Source organism: Pseudomonas sp. WPR_5_2, assembly GCF_003634475.1.
Classification (GTDB): Bacteria; Pseudomonadota; Gammaproteobacteria; order Pseudomonadales; family Pseudomonadaceae; genus Aquipseudomonas; species Aquipseudomonas izuensis.
Window position 1 is genome coordinate 1,225,783 of the sequence record NZ_RBLA01000001.1, and the last position, 21,555, is coordinate 1,247,337.

Sequence of the window (21,555 nt, forward strand, 5' to 3'; positions counted from 1 at the left end):
CCCCACACCCACAAAAACAATCGTCCGCCCGAGGCGGCAAACCTTGATTTCCAAAGGAGAAATCCCGTGATCCAACACCTCAAGAAGGGCCAGTCGGCCCAAGCCAAGGCCAGTAATCAAGCCCAGGTGCGCGCTACCGTGGAAAGCATCATTGCCGACATCGAGCAGCGCGGTGATGCGGCGGTACGCGAGTACTCCGAGAAGTTCGACAAGTGGACTCCACCGAGCATGCGCCTGACCCCGGAGCAGATCGACGCCTGCATCGCCAGCCTGCCCCAACAGACCCTCGACGATATCAAGTTCGCCCAGACGCAGATCCGCCGGTTTGCCCAGATCCAGAAGGAGTCGATGCACGACGTCGAGGTCGAAACATTGCCTGGCGTCGTGCTCGGTCATCGCAACATTCCGGTCAACTCGGTGGGTTGCTACATCCCCGGCGGCAAATACCCGTTGATCGCCAGCGCCCACATGAGCGTACTCACGGCCAAGGTGGCCGGCGTCAAGCGCGTGATCGCCTGTGCACCGCCTTTCGAGGGCCAGCCTTGCCCCGAGATCGTGGCCGCCATGCACCTCGCGGGGGCCGATGAAATCTACTGCCTGGGTGGCGTGCAGGCCGTGGCCGCAATGGCGATCGGTACCGAGAGCATCGTCGGCGTGGACATGATTGTCGGTCCGGGTAACGCCTATGTGGCCGAGGCCAAGCGTCAGTTGTTCGGCCGCGTCGGCATCGACCTCTTCGCCGGCCCGACCGAAACCCTGGTGATCTGCGATGACACCGTGGATGCCGAACTGGTCGCCGTCGACTTGCTGGGCCAGGCCGAGCACGGCCCCACCTCCCCCGCGTACTGCGTGACCACCAGCAAAAAAATCGCAGAAGAACTGCCGGCCGCCATAGACCGGGTGCTTTCACGCCTGGACACCGCGCCGGTCGCAAGCGTGGCCTGGAACGACTTCGGTGAGATCTATCTGTGCGACACCGACGAGCAAGCCCTGGAAGTCGCCGAACGCCTGTGCTCCGAGCATGTGCAGGTAATGACCCGCGACCCGGCCTGGTACCACGATCGCATGACCCGCTACGGCGCCCTGTTCCTCGGGCACCGGACCAATGTCAGCTATGGCGACAAGGTCATCGGCACCAACCACACGCTGCCGACCATGGGCGCCGGGCGCTACACCGGGGGTTTGTGGGTGGGCAAGTTCATCAAGACCCACACCTACCAGCGCGTGCTGACCGACGAGGCCAGCGTGATGATTGGCGAGTACTGCTCCCGGCTGTGCGGATACGAGCATATGTCCGGCCACAAAGAGCAGGCGGACATCCGCGTGCGACGCATGAAGCAGGAGGCTTGAAGCCATGAGCAAGCCTGTACCGCACAACCGCAGTGACTATCGCTACCTGCGCGATATCACCACGCGCTGGATGGACAACGACGTCTACGGCCACGTCAACAACGTCATCTACTACAGCTGGTTCGACACCGTGGTCAACGGCTGGCTGCTGGAACAGAACCTGCTCGACTTCGAGCAGTGCCCGACGGTGGGCCTGGTGGTCGATACCCATTGCAGCTATTTCTCCTCCATCGCCTTCCCCGATCTGGTGCGCGCCGGCCTGCGCGTGGCCAGCCTGGGCACCTCAAGCGTGCGCTACGAAGTCGGCCTGTTTGCCAATGACAACACCGAGGCGTCGGCACAGGGCCATTTCGTTCACGTCTACGTCGACCGCGTGACGCGTCGGCCGGTGCCATTGCCGCAAGCATTGCGCCGCGCACTGGAGAGCATCGAGGTGGCGTCATGATCAACGTCAGGAAACTGGTCATGGCCTGCCTCGTACTCGCCGCTCCACTGGCGCAGGCGCAGACGTCCAAACCCAACATCCTGGTGATCTGGGGCGACGATATCGGCTGGCAGAACGTGAGTGCCTATGGCATGGGCACCATGGGCTACACCACGCCGAACATCGACCAGATCGGCATGGAGGGCATTCGCTTCACCGATCACTACGGGCAGCCATCGTGCACTGCCGGCCGGGCAGCGTTCATCACCGGCCAGTATCCGATTCGCTCCGGCATGACCACCGTGGGCCAACCGGGTGACAAGCTCGGCCTGCAAGCCGCCTCGCCGAGCCTGGCGGAGGTGCTGAAAGAGGCCGGCTACCGCACCGGCCAGTTCGGCAAGAACCACCTGGGTGACAACAACGCCAACTTGCCGACGGTGCATGGCTTCGACGAGTTCTACGGCAACCTGTATCACCTCAATACCGAGGAGCAAAGTGAGTACGCCGACTATCAGAATTTCGCCAAGTCATATCCCGGCGGACCGCAGGCGTACGCCAAAAAATTCGCCACCCGTGGCGTGCTGCACACCTTGGCCACCGACAAGGATGACCCGACGGTCGACCCACGCTTCGGCGTGGTCGGCAAGCAGAGCATCGAGGACACCGGCCCGTTGACGATGAAGCGCATGGAGGACTTCGACGGCGCCGAACTGATCCCCCGTGCAGAGGACTTCATGCGCAAGGCCAAGAGCGATGACAAGCCGTTTTTTGTCTGGCTCAACACCAGCCGCATGCACCTGTACACCCACCTCAACGCCAAGTGGAAACATGCCGCCGATCAGTACACACACGAAGGTGACAACCACGGCGGCGGCATGATGCAGCACGATCATGACATCGGCCAGGTGCTCAATTTCCTCAAGCAGAGCGGCCTCGATAAAAACACCATCGTCTGGTACTCCACCGATAACGGCCCGGAACACTCCTCCTGGCCGCATGGCGGGACAACACCCTTCCGTGGCGAGAAGATGACCACCTATGAGGGCGGCGTGCGGGTGCCGTCGATGCTGCGCTGGCCGGGTGTGATCCAGCCCGGGCAGATCAAGAACGGCATCCAGGCGCATCAGGACATGTTCACCACCCTGGCCGCAGCGGCCGGCGTAACGGATGTGGTCGAGCGCATGAAAGACCAGAAAAAGCAGTACATCGATGGCATCAACAACCTCGACTACTGGACCGGCAAGTCGCCGCAAAGCGCACGCACCAGCCTGTTCTACTACATCGAGAACAAACTGACCGCCGTGCGCATGGGGCCATGGAAGATGCACTTCTCGACCAAGGAAGACTATTACGCGCCGATAAAACCCTTGTTTGCACCATTGATGTTCAACCTGCGCAGCGATCCGTTCGAAAGCTACGACAGCAATGACTCCTACGGCCACATGATCCAGAAGTCGTCGTGGATCTCCGGCCCCATGGGCGAACTGATCGGCGCCCACCTCAAGACCCTGGCCGAATACCCACCGGTGCAGGCAGCCAAATCGTTCGACCGGTCGAACCTGGTGCAGGACTTCCTGAGAAACCAGCCGAAAGCACAATGATGCAATCGAAACCGGCGCAAATGGCGGTGTGTCTGACGCCATCTGTGCCGGCCTCTTCGCTGGCAAGCCAGCTCCTACACGAGGGCTTCGTCGAGCACCAAATCTGCGGCCACCCCCAATCAACTGTAGGAACTGGCTTGCCAGCGAAAGCGGTGTATCTGTTGGTACATGTATTGACTGACACACCGCTTTCGCGAGCAAGCTCGCTCCTACAAGGAAACGGGTCGTTTGCTGTTGCCCGACCCGTGAACTGACTACGTCCGGGCCTACCCCAAAGGAGGGGGATAAATACCCGGCACATCGCCTATTGTGGGCGCTTGTAATGGGCCATGAATCCTCCCATGCCCCCCACTCGACATTGTCTGACGAGAGAAGCCATGACTGACCTGCTGCTCAACGAACGCGAATTACGCTTTCAGCTTTACGAGCTGCTCGATACCGAGGCGTTGTTACAACGTCCGCGCTACGCGGACCACGACCGTGGCGTGTTCGACGCCTCTCTCACCACCGCCCGACAGATCGCCGGCGAGCTGTACGCCCCGCACAACCACAAGGGTGACGCCAACGAACCGACCTTCGATGGCGAGCGGATTCACATGATTCCCGAAACCAAAGTGGCCTGGGATGCCTTTGCCCAGGCCGGTTTCCTGGCTGCGCACCACGATTTCGCCGATGGGGGCCTGCAACTGCCGGAAGTAGTGTTGCGCGCCTGCATGGCCTATTTCAACGCAGCGAATATCTCCACGGTCGCCTATTCCTTCTTGAGCATCGGCGCGACCAATCTGGTGAAGGCCTTCGCGGGTCCGCAGCTTCGCGAACGTTTCCTGGCGCCCATGCTCGAAGGCCGGTTCAGCGGCACCATGGCCCTCACAGAGCCTGGCCAGGGCTCCGCGCTGGGCGACCTGCGCACCCTGGCACGGCCGGCGGGCGACGGGACCTACCGGGTCTTCGGCCAGAAAATGTTCATCTCCGGGGGCGACCACGAACTGACCGAAAATATCGTGCACCTGGTGTTGGCCCGTATCGAAGGTGCGCCGGCCGGCACCAAGGGCATCTCGCTGTTTCTGGTGCCCAAGTTCCTTGTGAATGCCGACGGCCGTGTCGGTGCGCGCAACGATGTGGCCCTCGCCGGCCTGCTGCACAAGATGGGCTATCGCAATACCACCTCCACCGTGCTTAGTTTCGGTGAGCACGACGGCGCCGTGGGTTATCTGGTCGGTGAGGCACATCAGGGACTGAGCTACATGTTCCAGATGATGAACGAAGCCCGCATCGGTGTCGGTCTCGGCGCCGCCAGCCTCGCCTATCAGAGCTACATCCACGCCCTGGACTATGCGCGTCAGCGCCCGCAAGGTCGCCTGCCCGGCAACAAGAACCCGGCAGCGCCTCAGGTGCGCATTGTCGAACACGCCGATGTTCGGCGAATGTTGCTGCAACAGAAGGTCTACGCCGAAGGCAGCCTGGCGCTGTGTCTCTATGCAAGCAGCCTCGTGGAAGATGCCCACACGGCCCCCACGGAGGCGCAGCGTAGCAATGCCGCCGAACTGCTCGACGTGCTCACGCCTGTGGTCAAGACCTACCCGTCGCGCTACGGCCTGCTCGCGTCCGAGATCGGCATTCAGATCCTGGGCGGTGCCGGTTATACCCGCGAATACCCGCTGGAGCAGTACTACCGCGACAATCGCCTGAACCCGATCCATGAAGGCACCGAAGGTATCCAGGCCATTGATCTGCTGGGTCGCAAGCTGGGGCCGCGCGGTGGCGACGGTTATCGGATTTTCATCAGCGAAGTGCTCGCCACCCTGCTGGTCGCCAACAAAGACGCGCATTGCGCCCCTGTTGCAGCGTTGCTGGCCGACGCCTTGAACATCCTTGAGCAGGTCACCGCCAGCCTGCAGGCGCAAGTGGCCGCCGATGCCAATCTCGGCATGGCCAATGCCACGCCTTATCTGGATCTGTTTGGCCGCGTGGTCGTCGGCTGGGTCTGGCTACGTCAGGCAATACTCGCCAGCCGTTCCCTGGCGGGTGGCGCGACCGGCAGCGATGCCGATTTCTATCAAGGCAAGTTGCAAGCGGCGCACTACTTCATGACCTGGGAACTGGCTTCGCTGGAGTCCCAGGCGCGCCTGCTGACAGACGCCAACCATGTCGCCTACTACATGCAGGACAGCTGGTTCTAGACAGATCCCGCTTGTGTGTATGTGGGAGCGAACCTGCTCACGAATGCAGAGTGTCAGACGAAATTTCAGCAACTGACACACCGCTTTCGCGAGCAGGCTCGCTCCCACAGGATCTGCGGCAATCTTTTCAACGAATTTCAGGAATGCATCATGAGCACTTTGGTCACTTACCTCGTCGAAGACAATCTCGCGCTGATCGGCCTGGCCTCGCCTCCGGTCAACGCACTCGGACAACCCCTGCGCGCGGCCATTCTTGAAGCCTGTGACCGCGCCGCCAGCGACCCGGCGGTGTCCGCGATCATTCTGCATGGCGAAGACGGATTGTTTTGCGCGGGCGCCGACATCAGCGAATTCGGTCTTGCCGCTTCCTTTGCCGAACCTTCCCTGCCCGACCTGCTGGTGCGCCTGACGCAAATCGACAAGCCGCTGATTGCCTGCATCGATCGCTTCGCCCTCGGTGGCGGGCTGGAACTGGCCCTGGCGTGCGGGTACCGCATCAGCGCTACCGGCAGCCGTCTTGGCCTGCCGGAAATCAACCTGGGGCTGTTGCCCGGCGCAGGCGGGACGCAGCGTTTGCCGCGATTGATCGGTGCCGAACCGGCACTCGAACTGATGATGTCCGGCCAGCCTGTCAGCGCCAGCCATGCCCTTGATCTCGGCTTGCTCGACCGCTTGATCGGGGAAGGCGATGGCTTGCTCGAGGGTGCACGTCGCTTCGCCCGGGAATTGATCCACGAGGGTGCGCCCGCGCGCCCCGCAGAGCGTCATTCCAACCCGGCCGCCGCCCTGCCCGAAGATTTTTTCACACGCTATCGCGCCACCCACGAACCGCGCTGGAAAAATCGCCTGGCGCCACGCCTGGTGTTGGCGGCTGTCGAGTCCGCCTGCGTGCTGCCGTTGAACGCCGGGCTGCAACGCGAAGTCGCCCTGTTCAAGGAAGCCGAAGCCTCCTCGCAATCCCAGGCCTTGCGCCACGTGTTTTTCGCCGAGCGCGAGGCCGGCAAGGTGGCCGGTGTCAGCGCCTCCACGGCCCTGCGTCCGGTGGCCAACGTCGCGGTGATCGGCGCGGGGACCATGGGCGGCGGCATCGCCATGAATTTCGCCAACGTGGGCATTCCCGTCACGCTGCTGGAACTCAAACCCGACGCCCTTGAGCGTGGGCTGGGGCAAATCCGCAACAGTTACGAGATCAGCCTGCAACGCGGCAAGCTGACTCAGGCCGAGCTGGATAAGCGCATGGCCTTGCTGACCGGCACCCTCGACTATGCCGACATCGCCGAGTGCGACCTGGTGATCGAGGCGGTGTTTGAAAGCCTGCCGATCAAGCAGCAGGTATTCCGCACCCTGGATGAGGTGTGCAAGCCCGGCGCCATTCTGGCCAGCAACACCTCCACCCTCGATGTCGATCAGATCGCCGCCGTCACGCGTCGGCCACACGATGTGATTGGCCTGCACTTTTTCAGTCCGGCCAACGTCATGCGCTTGTTGGAAGTGGTGCGCGGCAAACTCACCGCGCCTGAGGTGCTCGCGACCGTACTGAAACTGGGCAAGACCATTGGCAAGATTCCGGTGGTGTCGGGGGTGTGCTTCGGCTTCATCGGTAACCGCATGCTCGAACCCTACTCCCGCGAAGCCCATCGCCTGGTACTGGAAGGTGCCACACCGGCGCAGATCGACCAGGTGTTGACTGATCTGGGCCTGGCCATGGGCGTCATGGCGATGCACGACCTGGCCGGCATCGATGTCAGCTTCCTGGTGCGCGAATCCCGTCGTGAGGCGATCGCTCATGATCCGAGCTACTGCCGGATCGCCGACGAATTGAACGCCCTCGGTCGCTTCGGCCAGAAGACCAAACGTGGTGCGTACATTTATGAGGGGCGCGAACGCAAGGAGGACTTCGAAGTCATTGCACTGGCCGAACGCATCGCGGGGGAATTGCACATTCCGCGGCGGCCGATCACCACCCAGGAAATTCATGATCGCTGCCTGTTCATGCTGATTAACGAAGGCATCCAGTTGCTCGACGAAGGCATCGCCGAACGCAGTGGCGATATCGATCTGGTCTGGATCAACGGTTACGGCTTCCCGGCCTGGCTCGGTGGTCCACTGCACTATGCCGAGCAGATTGGCCTGGACGTCGTGCTGGATGGCATTCGGCATTACCGCAAGGCGCTCGGCGAGTACGGCGAGATGTGGTTCCACCCTGCCCCGTTGCTGGAACGCCTGGTCGCCGCCGGCAAGACCCGCATCGAACGCCTCTAAGCCTCCCCCTCCCCTGTAGGAGCTGGCTTGCCAGCGAAGGCGTCAGGTCAGTCAACGCATCAATCGCCTGAATTGACGCCTTCGCTGGCAAGCCAGCTCCTACAAGGGATCGCCACAAGCCTCCCTTGAGCAGGAACAACATCATGAAAGAAGCCGTCATCCTTTCCACCGCCCGTACGCCGATCGGCAAGGCGTTTCGCGGTGCGTTCAATGTCACCACCTCCCCGACCATGGCCAGTTTCGCGATTCGCGCCGCTGTCGAGCGTGCCGGTATCGAGGCCGGTGAAATCGAAGACCTGGTGATGGGCACCGGTATGCCCGCCGGCACTGCTGGCTGGAACCTGGGCCGCATGAGTGCGCTGGCAGCGGGCCTGCCGTTGACCGTCAGCGGTCAGACCCTGGATCGCCAGTGCGCGTCGGGCCTGATGGCCATCGCCACCGCCGCCAAGCAAATCATGGTCGATGGCATGCAGGTGACCGTTGGCGCCGGCCAGGAACACATCAGCCTGGTGCAAAACCGTCATATGGAATGGGTCGGGAGCCAGCACGACGAAAACGTCCTGCGCCACGTCCCCCTGGCCTACATGCCGATGCTGCAAACCGCCGAACTGGTGGCCAAGCGCTACGGTATCAGCCGTGAAGCGCAGGACCTCTACAGCCTGCAATCGCAGCAGCGCACCGCCGCGGCGCAACAGGCCGGCCTGTTCAGCCACGAAATCGTCCCGGTCAGGGTAACCAAACAGGTGGTAGACAAGGCCAGCGGTGCGGTCCGCCATGAACAGGTCAATTTGAGTCTTGATGAAGGCAACCGCCCGCAGACAATCCTCGAAGACCTGAGCAAACTCAAACCGGTGATCGAAGGCGGCTGCATCACCGCCGGCAACGCCAGCCAGTTGTCCGACGGCGCCAGTGCCTGCGTGCTGATGGACGCGCGACTGGCCGAACAGCGCAACCTGCAACCGCTGGGCCTGTATCGGGGGATCGCGGTGGCGGGTCTGGCACCGGAAGAAATGGGCATCGGTCCGGTGCTGGCCGTGCCAAAACTGTTGAAGCAGCATGGCCTGAAAGTCGATGACATCGGTCTCTGGGAACTCAACGAAGCCTTTGCCTGCCAGGTGCTCTACTGCCGCGACACACTGGGCATCGACAACGCCCGCCTTAACGTCAACGGCGGTGCGATTTCCATCGGCCACCCTTACGGCATGAGCGGTGCGCGCATGGTTGGTCATGCCTTGCTGGAGGGCAAACGCCGTGGCGTGAAGTACGTGGTGGTGACCATGTGCGTCGGTGGCGGCATGGGCGCGGCCGGCTTGTTCGAGGTATTGTGATGAATGTCTTTAACAGCTTTTCCCTGACGGGCAAGACGGTGTTGGTCACTGGCGCTTCCAGTGGCATTGGGGCACATCTGGCACGAGTGGCCAGTAATGCCGGCGCCCGTGTGGTGCTCGGCGCCCGTCGCGTCGAGCGTTTGCAACACCTGGCCGAAGACATCCGCCAGGCTGGCGGCGACGCGCTGGCTGTCGCGCTGGACGTCACCGACCGCCACAGTGTCGAAACCGCTTTCGATGCGGCCGAGGCGGCTTTCGGTGTGGTCGACGTGGTGCTCAACAATGCCGGTATCGGCAATGGCCAGCGCGTGCTGGAGGTGAGTGAGGACGATTGGCGCGCCATGCTGTCGACCAACCTCGATGGGGTCTGGCGCGTTGCCCAATGCGCGGCGCAACGGCTCGCCAAGGCGCAGCGCCCCGGCAGCATCGTCAACATCGCCTCAATGCTCGGTTTGCGTGTCGGCACCGGCTACAGCCACTACTGCGCAGCCAAGGCCGGCGTGGTGCAACTGAGCAAATCCCTGGCCCTGGAACTGGCGCGCTACCAGATCCGGGTCAATGCGATCGCGCCGGGCTACTTCAAGACCGAGATGAACGACGCCTATTTCGACAGCGACAAGGGCCAGGCGTACATCCGCGACGTCGTACCGATGCGTCGGCTGGGAAGCCTGCGGGAACTGGAGGGCCCCTTCCTGCTCCTGGCGAGCGAGGCCGGTGCCTTTATGACGGGTGCGGTGCTGGCGGTGGACGGCGGCCATCTGGTGGGCAGCCTGTAGGAGCGGGCTTGCTCGCGAAAAGCCTGTATGCGCCGAGGTCATCCAGACTTCCCGCGTCATCGTTGACCACCCTCGCGAGCAAGCTCGCTCTTGCAAGGGAGGTGCTATTGTCGATTTCACCGCGTCTCGTTCGACTATCCATCAGGATTCCCCGTCGGACGAACCAGGAGAAGACCATGCGCAAGCTCATCGTTGCCGCTTTCATCAGTCTGGATGGCGTCATGCAGGCACCCGGCGGACCTGAAGAGGACCGCAGCGGCGGCTTCCGCTTCGGGGGCTGGATCGTGCCCTATGCCGATAACGTCTCCGGCCAGGCCATACAGGACCTGTTCTCGCAGCCTTTCGAGTTGCTGCTGGGCCGTCGCACCTACGACATATTCGCGGCGTACTGGCCGCACATACACAACCACGTCATCGCTGACCTGTTCAACAGCGTGCCCAAGCATGTAGCCACGCATCGACCCGATACGCTCGATTGGCGCAACAGCCGTGGCTTGGAGGGCGAATTGGTCGATTCGATACGCACGCTCAAACTTCAGGACGGCCCCCACCTGTTGACCCAGGGCAGCGGCGACCTGGTGCGCCAACTGCTGGCGGCCGGGTTGGTGGACGAGCTTCGGCTGATGATCCATCCCGTCCTGCTTGGTCACGGCAAGCGCTTGTTCGGCGACGACGCACAGGCGTCGGCCTTCACGTTGGCGCACTCGACCACTACGCCCGGCGGTGTGCTGATCGCCCGTTATGTGCACAGCGGCGAGGTGCGCACGGGAACCTTTGCGGAAGACACGCGTAAATAGGGGTCACTCCAGCAGCGACACCAGACGCGGCTCAATCGAATGTGGCTGCACCTCGAGCAGCGCCAGGGTCACCGGCAGCTTGAAGCGCCGCGGCCCCGCGCTGCCGGGATTGAGGAATAGCCGGTCGCCGCGCCACTCCATGCATGGCTTGTGCGAATGGCCGGTGATCACCAACCGCGTGCCTGCATCAAGCACGGCAGGCACATCCGCCATGTCATGGACCAGCAGGGTTTGCCATCCGTCGAGGTCGAAACTCAGGCGGTCGGCGAGATGGGCTGCCCAAGGGGCATTCAGGTCATTGTTCCCGCGCACGACATGCAATGGAGCAATGGCGGCCAGTTGATCGAGGATGTCGGGCTTGCCGATGTCACCGGCGTGAATGATCCGTCCACAGCCCTGCAACGCGGCAAGGGCTTCAGGACGGAGCAAGCCATGGGTATCGGAGATCACACCTACTTTCATGCAAACCTCGAGATTCGGGAAGCTGCACCCAGAATACCCCGCCTCTCGAGGGCACGAGTACCCCTTGTAGGAGCTGGCTTGCCAGCGAAAAGCGGACCGTCAGTCGACGCCGATGCTGACCCTGCCACCGTCTTCGCTGCGATGCGGCGACCCGACAAGCCAGCTCCTACAGGGGATGGGGTCCCCCGGCAAAAGCCAGGTCGGCTATAAGGCCGCCTCGCTTTGGCCTTTCGCGGTGTTTGCCCCCTCGAGAGGCCGAGTGGAGGTTCTGCGCAGTGGGCAAACCGGCATGGATGCCGGTTTAGCCGCGCCCGGCCATGGATGGCCGATCGCGGCGGGCCCACGGAGCAGGACCGGAAGGAGGGCATGCCGAGCCATAGCGAGGCACCGAACGACAGGGGCAAGAGCCCTTGGTTACTTGGGGCTCTTCCAAGTGACCCGCTGTAAAAGCGGAACCATTGGTGGCCGTTACCGCAGGAATGGATATGTATGCGATCAACAAGCCGCCATCGCTGGCAAGCCAGCTCCCACAGGGGATTGGGTGCGTCCGCTAAAGTCAGGTCGGCTGTCAGGCCGCCTACGCTTCGGTGCGTAGATCCGACAAGCCAGCTCCTACAATAACCGGGGCTCACGAAGGCCCCTTCTCAGCCCGGGTTCTGCATCAGTATTTCGCAGGCCTCGGCGGTGAAGCTGTAGCTTCTGTCCGCCTGGTAGTGAATAACCCCCACGTCGCACAAGCGCTTGAGCACTTCACGCACGCTGATGAATGACCATTCGGCCGCCGATGATTCCAGATAGGCGAGCACGCCATGCACACCGATGGCGCGCCCATCCCAAGCGGCGACCAGCAAGGCATCGATGACTTTGAGGCGGATCAGGCTGGTGCGCAGTCCGTAGAAGCGCAGCAACTCGCGGATGGGCTTGTTGGTTTTGCGGTTCAGGGCGATAGCGTCTTGAGCCATCCGGGCCGGGGGTTGCAAAGGCGTTACAGCGTTTGTCGATGCTGAGGCGTTGTGCATGCGAATGGTCCCTTTCAGTAGCGTTTCGGCATTAACATTGGTGGTGTTGTTTTTGACATTTTTTACCAATCTCACCGTCGGAGTGGCTTCTCCGGCCACACCGGTAGCGGTGGCTTACCCAGGCGATCGATCCATTTCACTGCGCTCCATCGTCTGCCATTGAAGTCGTGGGGACGGCCCGGCGATTACGCCACCGCTGCGCCACGGACAGTACCGAGACAAAAAATACCGGCACGAATAAAACCCCCAGTACCGTCGCCGCCAGCATCCCGCCGATCACCCCGGTGCCGATCGCACGCTGGCTGGCCGCACCCGCCCCCGTGGCGAAGGCCAAGGGCACTACGCCGAGAATGAAGGCCATGGATGTCATGACAATCGGGCGAAAGCGCAGGCGCGCTGCCTGGGCAGCCGCCTGGGTCAGACTGGCGCCTTGAGCGTGAAGCGCCCTGGCAAACTCGACGATGAGGATCGCGTTCTTCGCCGCCAGGCCGATGATCGTGATCAGCCCGACCTTGAAATAGACGTCATTGGGCATGCCCATCACGGTCACCGCCACCACCGAGCCGAGCATGCCGATGGGCACGATCAGCAGCACGGCAAAAGGAACCGCCCAGCTTTCATACAGCGCGACCAGTACCAGCAACACCATGGTCAATGACAACCCGACCAGCAAAGGCACCTGGTCGCTGGCCTGTTGTTCCTGCAACGACAATCCCGCCCATTCGAGGCTGAAACCGGCCGGCAATTGACGGGCGATTCTCTGCAGGGCTTCCATGGCCTGCCCGGTGCTGTAACCCGGGGCGGCATCGCCGGAAAAACGCAGCGACGCCGAGCCGTTGTAGCGCGCGATCTGCAGCGGCCCGACCTGCCACTCGAAACGACTGAACGCTTCCAGTGGCACCAGGCGGTTCTGCCGGTTGGGCACTTGCAGGCGAAACAGCGCTTCGGGCGTCTGCCGGCTGATACCGTCCGCCTGAATGATGACCCGCTGCATCCGCCCCTGATTGGCGAACTCGTTGATCTGCTCCGACCCCAGGGCCGACGACAGCGCCGAACTGATCACATCGAAACTCACGCCCAGGGCCTCGGCTTTTTCGCGGTCGATGCTGACATTGATCTGCGGGGCATCGGCCAGGCCATCCTCCATCAGATAGTCGATGACCGGCGATGCCTTGGCGGCCTCCAGCAATTGGGTCCGAGCCTTCAACAGCGCTTCATGCCCCTGCCCCGCCAGATCCTGCAAGCGCAATTCGAAACCGTTGGACGTACCGAGGCCGTCCACTGGCGGCGGCACCACGCTGAACAGCGCGCCATCGGCAGCGTTTTCAAAGGCCTCATTCGCACGCCTGGCCACTTCATCACTGGCCTGTCCGCGATCGCGGACCGACCAGTCCTTGAGACTGACAAAGGACAACGCCGCATTGGCCCCGACCCCGGAAAAACTGAAGCCCATGATCGCCAGCACCTGATCCGTCGCCGGTTGCGCCAGGGCGTAGCGTTCCCAGGCCTGAACCGTCGCCTCCGTGCGCGAGGCCGATGCAGCGGGCGGCAGCTGGATATCGGTGATGATGTAACCCTGGTCCTCGGCCGGCATGAATGAGGACGGCAGACGCAGATAGGTGAAGGCGAGTACCAGCAACAGCATCAGGTACAGGCACAGGCTGCGGGTGCTGCGTCGAACCCAGCTCGCACCGAGCCGTTCGTAGCGTTGGACCAGGGCATCGAAGCGTCGATTGAAACCGCTTGCCCAACGGTTCGGTCGGGGCTGATGCGTCCGGTCGAAGGGTTTTAGCAAGGTGGCGCACAGGGCCGGCGTCAGGGTCAACGCGAGGAACCCGGAGAACAGGATCGACACCGACAGTGCCATGGAGAACTGCTGGTAGATCACGCCGACCGAACCGCCCATGAAAGCCAGGGGCAGGAACACCGCCGCCAGCACCAGGGTAATGCCGATGATGGCCCCGCTGATCTGCTGCATGGCCTTGCGGGTCGCCTCCTTGGGCGACAGCCGCTCCTGAGTGATCAGTCGCTCGACGTTTTCTACGACGACTATGGCGTCGTCCACCAGAATGCCGATGGCCAGCACCATGCCGAACAGAGTCATCATGTTGATCGAGAACCCCAGCGGCGCCATCACCGCGATCGTCCCCAGTAGGCAGACCGGCACCACCACCGCCGGGATCAGCGTGTAACGCAGGTTTTGCAAGAACAGCAGCATCACCAGGAACACCAGAACCATGGCTTCGATCAGGGTGTAGATGACCTGCTTGATCGCCACGTCGACGAAATACGAGGTGTCATAGGGCACATTCAGGGTCATGTTCGCCGGCAGCGTGCCCGACAGCTGATCGAGCCGCGCCTTGATCGCCGCCGCGGTTTGCAGCGCATTGGCGCCCGGCGCCAATTGCACCGACATGGCCGCTGTCGGCTTGCCGTTGAGGCGTGCGTCGAAGCGGTAGTCCTGGCGACCCAGTTCCACCCGTGCCACATCGTGGATTCTGACGCTGGAACCATCATCGTTGGCCCGCAGCACAATGTTGCCGAACGCCTGCACCGACTCGAGCTGCCCCTGCACCATCACGGTGGCGGTAATGTGCTGGTCGGCCGGTCCCGGACGCTCGCCCATGCTGCCGGCGGGCACTTGCACGTTCTGTGCGGCGATGGCCTTGCCGACATCGGCCATCGACAGGTTGTAGCCCACCAACCGGGTCGGATCGACCCAGATGCGCATCGCCCGTTCGGCGGTGTACATCTGCACCCGCCCGACCCCTGCCACCCGGCGAATCTCATTATTGATGGCCCGGGCGGCATAGTCCGCCAGCCCCACCGATTCCTGCTGGTCGTCGGTGTAGGACAAGGTATAGATCATCAGGAAGTTGGCGCGCACCTGCTCCACTTTCAGACCTTGCTCGATCACGGCCCGGGGCAGACGCCCGATCACCCGTTGCAAGCGGTTCTGCACATCGACCTGTGCCATGTCGGGATCGGTGCCCGGTTTGAACGTGATGGTGGTTTCGGCGCTGCCGTTGGCACTGTTGGACTCGTAGTAAATCAAGCCTTTGAGGCCATTGAGCTCTTCTTCGACCAGGCTGGTGACGTTCTGGCTGACAATCTGCGCCGAGGCGCCGGGGTAGCTGGCGCTGACACTGATTTGCGGTGGTGCCACGTCCGGGTACTGGCTGACCGGCAAGGTGCCGAGCGTCAGCACCCCCGCCAGCGCGATGAACAACGCGATGACCCAGGCGAAATTCGGACGGTTGATGAAAAATTCGGGCATCGGAACCTCAGGCTGTCAATTGCGGGCCTGCTGCCCGGCCAACGTGATGACGTTGACCTGAGTGCCGGCACTGAGTTTGTCCGCTCGCTCGACCACCACTTGCTCGCCGGCCGCCAGCCCCTGGGTGATCTGCCAGTCGGCGCCGAGCATCGCGCCGGTGCTGACCACCCGCTCACGCACGACACCTGTGGCGTCCACCAGCATCAACCGGGCCTGGCCGTCGGCCCCGCGCTGCACCGCTTGCTGCGGTACGAACAACGCTTGCGGATCGACCCCGGCCGGCGCCACCACGCGCACGTACATGCCCGGCAACAGCACGTTGTCCGGGTTGGGGAACTCACCGCGCAAGGTCACCTGCCCGGTGCTTCGGTCCACGGAAATATCGGAAAACATCAACTTGCCCCGGCGGGCCTGGGGCGGATTGCCCACCTGCACCGTTACCTCCGGGGTGCCGTTGCCGTTCAGGGTCAGGCGACCATTGGCCAGGGCTTGCTGCAAGGCCACGACCTGTTCGGCGGACTGGGTGAAGTCGGCGTAAATCGGGTCCAGTTGCTGGATCCGCGCCATCTGCGTGGCTTCGTCCTGACCCACCAGCGCACCTTCGCTGACCAGGGCCCGACCGATGCGGCCGCTGATCGGCGCCCGCACCTGGCAGTAACCGAGGTTGAGCTGCGCCGTGGTGAGGTCGGCCTGGGCGGCCAGGCGATTGGCCTGGGCACTCTTGAGGTCGGACACCGCGTCATCGAACGCTTGCGGGCTGACAGCGTTGATCTCCACCAGTTGCTTGAAACGCTGCACCTGGGTGTTGGCGCGATAGACATCGGCCTCGACCTTGGCCAACGCGCCCTCGGCACGCATCAAGGCCGCCTTGAGCGGCGCCGGGTCGATGCTGAACAGCAATTGGCCAGCCTTGACGTCGCTGCCCTCCTGAAAATGCCGGGTCAGCACCACGCCGGCCACCCTTGCGCGGACCTCGGCGATGCGCACCGGTTCGACCCGGCCCGGCAAATCCGTGGTCATGGCAAACGCCCGCGGTTGCACGGTCAGCGTCTTCACCTGGGGCACTGCTGCGCTGTGCTCCGGCGGCTGATCCTGACCACCACAAGCACTTAACCCAAATACCGCCAGCAACAACCACGCGGGTTTCATCGATGCGAAAGCCTTCTGCATTGTCGTTCCCTGTTCAATGAAAAAAGGCCTGCCGGTTTCGGTCGGCAGGCCCTGTGCATCGTCACTTCAACCGCCACGGCACTCGTTGATCGCGCTGGCCGCGCGGAACAGAATCTGCGTGACGAAATCGATCTCCTGTTCGGTGATGATCAACGGCGGCAGGAAGCGCACGGTGGCGCCGTGACGGCCGCCCAGCTCGACGATCAGCCCGTGTTGCAGGCAGGCCTGCTGGAAGGCCTTGGCCCGGGCAGTGTCCACCGGCGGATGGCCCTGGACATCGAGGGCACCCTGGGGGTCGACGATTTCCATGCCGAGCATCAGGCCTCGGCCACGCACATCGCCGATCCACTTGAATTCGCTTTGCAGGCCCAGCAGCTGCTTGCGCAGGTGCGCACCCACGGTTTCGGCGTGGGCCACCAGGCCTTCATCGCGGATGAAGCGCAAGGTCGCAGTGCCGGCAGCCATTGCCAATTGATTGCCACGGAACGTGCCGGCATGGGCGCCCGGTTGCCAGACGTCCAGGGAATCGTTGTAGACCATCACCGACAACGGCAAGCCGCCGCCAATGGCTTTGGACAAGGTGATGACGTCCGGGGTGATGCCTGAGTGCTCGAAGCCGAACATCCGGCCGCTGCGGGCAATGCCGCACTGAATCTCGTCGACGATCAGCGGAATGCCATGGGCCTGGGTCAACCGACGCAGCTCCTGCATCCAGCGATCCGGTGCGGTAATCACCCCGCCTTCGCCCTGGATCGGTTCGAGAATCATCGCCGCCGGTGCGGTGACGCCGCTTTCCGGGTCGTTGAGCAAATGCTCGAGGTAGCGCACGTTCAAGGTCACGCCCTGCTCGCCGGCCACCCCGAACGGGCAACGGTAATCGTGGGGGAACGGCAAACGTTGTACGCCCGCCATCAAGCCGCCCAGGGCATTCTTCGGCGACAGGTTGCCGCTGATCGACAGCGTGCCCAGGGTCATGCCGTGGTAGGCGCCTTCAAAGGCCAGCACGGAATGTCGACCGGTGGCGGTACGGGTCAGTTTCAGTGCAGCTTCGACTGCATCGGCACCGCTGGGACCGCAAAACTGGATACGCGCGTTTCGCGCGAAATCGGCGGGCAGGCAGCCAAAGATTTCCTGAACGAATGCATCCTTCACCGGTGTCATGAGGTCCAGGGTATGCATCGGCACGCCCGCGGCCATGACCTGGGTGATGGCCTGGACAATCACCGGGTGGTTGTGGCCCAGCGCCAGGGTGCCGGCACCGGCCAGGCAATCGACGAAGACCTGGCCGCGACTGTCCTGCACATAGATGCCATGAGCCCGTTCCAGCACAAGCGGAATGCGCCGAGGGTAACTGCGGGCGTTGGATTCCTGCTGTTGCTGGCGTTCCAGCAGCGGCGTCGGATCAAGGCAGTAAGGGCTCGACAGCCCGGTGTGCGCCAGACGTAGCTGTGGCGCGCCACCGGATGTGGCATTCGAGAAAGCACTCATGATTTCCTCCTTGGAGGCTGGGTTTGGAAAGTAACAGGGCTGCCTGAATTCGAATGCTTCAGGCAACGAAAGCCGTGAAACCGGACGCGGGGATTCCTTCCCCCGCTTCCATCGGTTTACATGTCGTAGCGCAGAACCAGACCCACGGTGCGCGGAGCGCCGACATCGACGATATCGCCGCTGCGGTTGTTGGTGACGTATTCCTTGTCGAAGGCGTTTTTCACAAAGCCCGATACGGCGACGTTCTTGGTGAGCTTGTATTCAGAGTTGAAGTTGACCAGCCAATAGTTGTCGCTCTTGCGCTCGCCGATGACCTGGCCAGCGTCGTCGAATTCGAACTCAGACGGCGCAGTGCTTTGCCAGATGACGTCGGTGTTGAGGGTCAGGCGGTCATTCCAGCGATAGGTACCGCCCAGCGACATCTTGTATTTGGGCGAAAAGAGGAAGTCCTGGCCGCTCATGTCCCGGCCATCGCCCGTGACGAAGTCCTTGTACTTGCCATCGGTGACAGCGGCACCGAGGTTCAGCGTCAACTGCTCGGTAAAGTCTTTTTCCACGAAGACTTCCAGGCCCTTGATGTCGCTGCGACCGGCGTTGAAGATGTGCGCGAACTGGGTGTCCGGGTCGAGCACGCTGACCTGCTGGTCTTTCCAGTCGGTGTAGTACAGGTTGGCGCGGGTGCGCAGGGTCTGGTCGAAGAACGAACCCCGGTAGGACAACTCGTAGTTGGTGGTGTACTCCGGGTCGTAGGGCTCGTGGCCGCCACCGGCCCGCACGTTGACGCCACCGCCGCGATAGCCTTTCTGCACCATGAAGCCCAGGTACTGGTTCGCGGCCAGTTCATAGTTGATGCCCAGTTTTGGCAACACGGCATCGAACGACTTGCTGACATTGCCCGGGCTGGAGAAGTCATCCTGGTCGATGTCGGTATCGTTCGTCTCGTGGTCGTAGCGCAGGCCGGTGATCAATGTCCAGCGCGGGACAAAGGTCCAGTTGATTTCACCGAACACCGCCTTGTTTTCGATGGTGGTGTCGCCCTTGGTGGTCCCGGCCAGTTCGTCATCGAACAACAACTTGTCGTGGAAGTTGTTGGTGTTGTGGCCGTAGTAGGCACCGACGAAGCTCTTCACCGTGTCCGAGTTGTAGTTCAGGCGCAGCTCCTGGCTGAACAGGTCGCCATCCTGCTTGCGCAGGATCACCTCGTTGTCTATCGCCTCCTGGTCGAAATCCAGGCGGGCACTGTAGTCGGAGCTGGTATTGGCCGTGAGGCTGGTCAGGCTCCAGTCATCGTTCAGGCGATAGTCGATCTTGGCGCTGACGGTGTCCTGCTTGAGGTTGTCAAAGGCCTTGGTGTTGGACGACACGTCGTAGTAACGCACCTTGCCGTTTTCGCGCATGACCGAGTTGTCGCCCTGACGGTGTTCGTCGTGGGCGTAGGTCAGCAACACGTCGAGATCGTCGTTGGGCAGGACCAGCAGCTTGCCGCGCACGTTGCTGGTGCGGGTCGGGTTGGCGTCGTCATTGAGGAAGACGTTGTCGATGTAGCCGTCACCTTCCTGGTAATCCACGGCGATACGCCCGGCGATCTTGTCGTCGACGATCGAGCCGCCACCGGCGACCGCTGCGCCGCGCTCACCGTAGTTCCCCACGTTGGTCTGCGCCGAAAAGCTCGGGACGAAGGTTGGATTCTTGGTCTGGATGACCACGGCACCGGCGAGGGAGTTACGGCCCTGCGTAGTGGACTGCGGGCCCAGGAAGACTTCGACCTGCTCCACGTCCCACAGCGGGATCGGGCTGAGGGTCAGTGCGCGGTTCGGTTGTACGGCGCCATCGACGAATACCGAGACCGCGCCATTGAGCGTGGCCGGGCCCTGGTCATCGAAACCGGACACCGGCACACCGCGGATGCCCCAGTTTTCGTTACCGGCCTGGTTGTACACACCCGGCGTACGGGCGAACACGTCGACCAGGTCATGGTCCGCCTTCTCGCGCAGTTGCTGCTCGGTTACCACAACCACGCTCGACTGGGTTTTCTCCAGGCTACGGTTGATTTTCTCACCCGTCACCGTCACAGGAGCAAGCTCCATCGTGCCCGACTCTCCGGCCGCCCATGCGCCGGTGGACAGGCACACTGCCGACCCCACAGCCAACGCAATTGTAGTCTTTTTGAAATTCACGCCCCGCTCCCCTGCGACAGATATTGGTGTTGTTTCTTTTGTTCAGAACGCTGCTTTCCCCACAGCGGGCGGCAGTCTAAATCAAAAAAAATCTTAAAGGAATAGTATTGATAATCTATCTCATTTGTATTTAAGATGCCGCCGTGTATCAGAGCGAATACATCTCAGTCGGACGCTACCCTGGTGACCTTTGCCTTGTTTTTTCAGGTCCGCCAACGTCAATCCGACTGACCGAGAAAGAAAAAAAGGATGTGCAAGGATGACTTCAATCGAACACCTGAGCGGGCGTTGCGCCCCGTTGTCCGATGCCCCAACGATCGACCGCGAGTCGACGTTACCCGTGCTGGTACAGGCGAAACCGGGACAGTCGATCCATGATATGGACGCGTCGATCCGCCACTCGCTGGACCAGGCACTGACCACCGTTGGCGGCGTGCTGTTTCGCGGTTTCATCGTTCCCACGCCCATCGACTTCAAGCGCTTCGCCGCCAGCTTCGGCGCGCCGCTGGCCAGCTACGAATTCGGCTCCACGCCGCGCAGCAAAGTCTTCGCCGGGGTGTACAGCTCCACCGAATACCCGGCCCATCAATTCATTCCGTTGCACAACGAGCAGGCCTACACCCGGCCCTGGCCTTCGCGCATCTGGTTCCACTGCATCAAGGCCAGTGAAACCGGTGGCGAAACGCCGATTGCCGACAGCCGCCTGATCTATCAGCGCATGCCCGCCGAGATCCGCGAGTTGTTCGCCAGCCGCGAGCTGCTCTACGTACGCAACTACAGCGGCGCGCTGGACCTGCCCTGGCAGAAGGTGTTCAACACCGAGGATCGCGCCCAGGTGGAACGCTACTGCCAGGACAACGACATCGAGTGGGAATGGAAAGCCGATGGCGAGCTGCGCACCCGCCAGCGTTGCGCCGCCGTGTTGCAACATCCCGTGACCGGTGAGTGGGTCTGGTTCAACCAGGCACACCTGTTCCACGTATCGGCCATCGAGCCGGGTGTGCGTGCCAGCCTGCTGGCCGCCGTGGGAGAAGAAAACCTGCCGCGCCACGTGTACTTCGGTGACGGCTCGGCCATTGCCGATGAGGTGCTCGACACCGTGCGCGAGGTCTATCGCCAGACCGCCATCAGCTTCCCCTGGCAGCCCGGCGACATCCTGATGCTCGACAATCGACTGGTCGCACACGGCCGCAACCCTTACACCGGTGACCGCAAAGTCATCGTTGCCATGGCGTGAATTGCAC

15 protein-coding genes are annotated in these 21,555 nt (G+C 62.4%); 9 read left to right on the forward strand and 6 right to left on the reverse strand.

Annotated features, from left to right (window positions below; all coding sequences use genetic code 11):
• Nucleotides 1-66: 66 nt before the first annotated feature.
• The 8 genes from hisD to BJ917_RS05505 all read left to right on the forward strand — a co-directional run bounded on the left by hisD (nucleotide 67) and on the right by BJ917_RS05505 (nucleotide 10,718).
• Nucleotides 67-1,350, forward strand: a complete 1,284-nt coding sequence (gene hisD, locus BJ917_RS05465) for a histidinol dehydrogenase (protein ID WP_096510468.1) — start codon at nucleotides 67-69, stop codon at nucleotides 1,348-1,350.
• A 4-nt stretch (nucleotides 1,351-1,354) separates the two neighbouring features.
• Complete coding sequence (locus BJ917_RS05470) at nucleotides 1,355-1,795, forward strand: thioesterase family protein (protein ID WP_121102472.1); 441 nt, start codon at nucleotides 1,355-1,357, stop codon at nucleotides 1,793-1,795.
• Nucleotides 1,792-3,375: an arylsulfatase gene (locus BJ917_RS05475; RefSeq protein WP_121102474.1), complete on the forward strand. Its 1,584-nt coding sequence runs from the start codon at nucleotides 1,792-1,794 to the stop codon at nucleotides 3,373-3,375. The genes BJ917_RS05470 and BJ917_RS05475 overlap by 4 nt, the downstream gene beginning before the upstream one ends.
• 377 nt (nucleotides 3,376-3,752) lie before the next feature.
• Complete coding sequence (locus BJ917_RS05480; protein WP_121102476.1) at nucleotides 3,753-5,555, forward strand: acyl-CoA dehydrogenase; 1,803 nt, start codon at nucleotides 3,753-3,755, stop codon at nucleotides 5,553-5,555.
• A 150-nt stretch (nucleotides 5,556-5,705) separates the two neighbouring features.
• Nucleotides 5,706-7,817: a 3-hydroxyacyl-CoA dehydrogenase NAD-binding domain-containing protein gene (locus BJ917_RS05485; RefSeq protein ID WP_121102478.1), complete on the forward strand. Its 2,112-nt coding sequence runs from the start codon at nucleotides 5,706-5,708 to the stop codon at nucleotides 7,815-7,817.
• Nucleotides 7,818-7,960: 143 nt separating this feature from the next.
• Nucleotides 7,961-9,145 carry an acetyl-CoA C-acyltransferase gene (locus BJ917_RS05490; protein WP_121102480.1) on the forward strand — a complete coding sequence of 395 codons (1,185 nt, stop codon included), beginning with the start codon at nucleotides 7,961-7,963 and terminating at the stop codon, nucleotides 9,143-9,145.
• Nucleotides 9,145-9,921 carry an SDR family NAD(P)-dependent oxidoreductase gene (locus BJ917_RS05495; RefSeq protein WP_121102482.1) on the forward strand — a complete coding sequence of 259 codons (777 nt, stop codon included), beginning with the start codon at nucleotides 9,145-9,147 and terminating at the stop codon, nucleotides 9,919-9,921. Before BJ917_RS05490 ends, BJ917_RS05495 begins: the two co-directional genes overlap by 1 nt.
• 176 nt (nucleotides 9,922-10,097) lie before the next feature.
• The gene (locus BJ917_RS05505; RefSeq protein ID WP_096510449.1) at nucleotides 10,098-10,718 is read left to right on the forward strand and encodes a dihydrofolate reductase family protein; all 621 of its coding nucleotides are present in this window, start codon (nucleotides 10,098-10,100) and stop codon (nucleotides 10,716-10,718) included.
• 3 nt (nucleotides 10,719-10,721) lie between these two features.
• Here the strand turns inward: BJ917_RS05505 and BJ917_RS05510 are convergent, their stop codons facing one another.
• The 6 genes from BJ917_RS05510 to BJ917_RS05540 all read right to left on the reverse strand — a co-directional run bounded on the left by BJ917_RS05510 (nucleotide 10,722) and on the right by BJ917_RS05540 (nucleotide 20,311).
• The gene (locus BJ917_RS05510; protein ID WP_096510448.1) at nucleotides 10,722-11,180 is read right to left on the reverse strand and encodes a metallophosphoesterase family protein; all 459 of its coding nucleotides are present in this window, start codon (nucleotides 11,178-11,180) and stop codon (nucleotides 10,722-10,724) included.
• A 644-nt stretch (nucleotides 11,181-11,824) separates the two neighbouring features.
• Nucleotides 11,825-12,199 (reverse strand): fe2+ zn2+ uptake regulation protein, encoded by a 375-nt coding sequence (locus tag BJ917_RS05520; RefSeq protein ID WP_372237676.1) that lies wholly within the window; start codon nucleotides 12,197-12,199, stop codon nucleotides 11,825-11,827.
• Between the two features lie 136 nt (nucleotides 12,200-12,335).
• Nucleotides 12,336-15,476: a multidrug efflux RND transporter permease subunit gene (locus tag BJ917_RS05525; RefSeq protein WP_121102486.1), complete on the reverse strand. Its 3,141-nt coding sequence runs from the start codon at nucleotides 15,474-15,476 to the stop codon at nucleotides 12,336-12,338.
• A 15-nt stretch (nucleotides 15,477-15,491) separates the two neighbouring features.
• Nucleotides 15,492-16,646 carry an efflux RND transporter periplasmic adaptor subunit gene (locus BJ917_RS05530; protein ID WP_121102488.1) on the reverse strand — a complete coding sequence of 385 codons (1,155 nt, stop codon included), beginning with the start codon at nucleotides 16,644-16,646 and terminating at the stop codon, nucleotides 15,492-15,494.
• Between the two features lie 66 nt (nucleotides 16,647-16,712).
• Nucleotides 16,713-18,134, reverse strand: coding sequence for a diaminobutyrate--2-oxoglutarate transaminase (locus BJ917_RS05535; protein ID WP_121102489.1), 1,422 nt, complete (start codon nucleotides 18,132-18,134; stop codon nucleotides 16,713-16,715).
• 116 nt (nucleotides 18,135-18,250) lie between these two features.
• Nucleotides 18,251-20,311 carry a TonB-dependent receptor gene (locus BJ917_RS05540; protein ID WP_121102492.1) on the reverse strand — a complete coding sequence of 687 codons (2,061 nt, stop codon included), beginning with the start codon at nucleotides 20,309-20,311 and terminating at the stop codon, nucleotides 18,251-18,253.
• A 259-nt stretch (nucleotides 20,312-20,570) separates the two neighbouring features.
• Between BJ917_RS05540 and BJ917_RS05545 the strand changes: the two genes are divergently transcribed.
• The gene (locus BJ917_RS05545; protein ID WP_121102494.1) at nucleotides 20,571-21,548 is read left to right on the forward strand and encodes a TauD/TfdA family dioxygenase; all 978 of its coding nucleotides are present in this window, start codon (nucleotides 20,571-20,573) and stop codon (nucleotides 21,546-21,548) included.
• Nucleotides 21,549-21,555: the final 7 nt, after the last annotated feature.

What these genes read in the sequence shown, in the direction of transcription:
- BJ917_RS05470 (WP_121102472.1), top strand. Translation starts at nt 1,355, where the DNA reads ATGAGCAAGCCTGTACCGCACAACCGCAGTGACTATCGCTACCTGCGC.
- BJ917_RS05475 (WP_121102474.1), top strand. Translation starts at nt 1,792, where the DNA reads ATGATCAACGTCAGGAAACTGGTCATGGCCTGCCTCGTACTCGCCGCT.
- BJ917_RS05480 (WP_121102476.1), top strand. Translation starts at nt 3,753, where the DNA reads ATGACTGACCTGCTGCTCAACGAACGCGAATTACGCTTTCAGCTTTAC.
- BJ917_RS05485 (WP_121102478.1), top strand. Translation starts at nt 5,706, where the DNA reads ATGAGCACTTTGGTCACTTACCTCGTCGAAGACAATCTCGCGCTGATC.
- BJ917_RS05490 (WP_121102480.1), top strand. Translation starts at nt 7,961, where the DNA reads ATGAAAGAAGCCGTCATCCTTTCCACCGCCCGTACGCCGATCGGCAAG.
- BJ917_RS05495 (WP_121102482.1), top strand. Translation starts at nt 9,145, where the DNA reads ATGAATGTCTTTAACAGCTTTTCCCTGACGGGCAAGACGGTGTTGGTC.
- BJ917_RS05505 (WP_096510449.1), top strand. Translation starts at nt 10,098, where the DNA reads ATGCGCAAGCTCATCGTTGCCGCTTTCATCAGTCTGGATGGCGTCATG.
- BJ917_RS05510 (WP_096510448.1), bottom strand. Translation starts at nt 11,180, where the DNA reads ATGAAAGTAGGTGTGATCTCCGATACCCATGGCTTGCTCCGTCCTGAA.
- BJ917_RS05520 (WP_372237676.1), bottom strand. Translation starts at nt 12,199, where the DNA reads ATGCACAACGCCTCAGCATCGACAAACGCTGTAACGCCTTTGCAACCC.
- BJ917_RS05525 (WP_121102486.1), bottom strand. Translation starts at nt 15,476, where the DNA reads ATGCCCGAATTTTTCATCAACCGTCCGAATTTCGCCTGGGTCATCGCG.
- BJ917_RS05530 (WP_121102488.1), bottom strand. Translation starts at nt 16,646, where the DNA reads ATGCAGAAGGCTTTCGCATCGATGAAACCCGCGTGGTTGTTGCTGGCG.
- BJ917_RS05535 (WP_121102489.1), bottom strand. Translation starts at nt 18,134, where the DNA reads ATGAGTGCTTTCTCGAATGCCACATCCGGTGGCGCGCCACAGCTACGT.
- BJ917_RS05545 (WP_121102494.1), top strand. Translation starts at nt 20,571, where the DNA reads ATGACTTCAATCGAACACCTGAGCGGGCGTTGCGCCCCGTTGTCCGAT.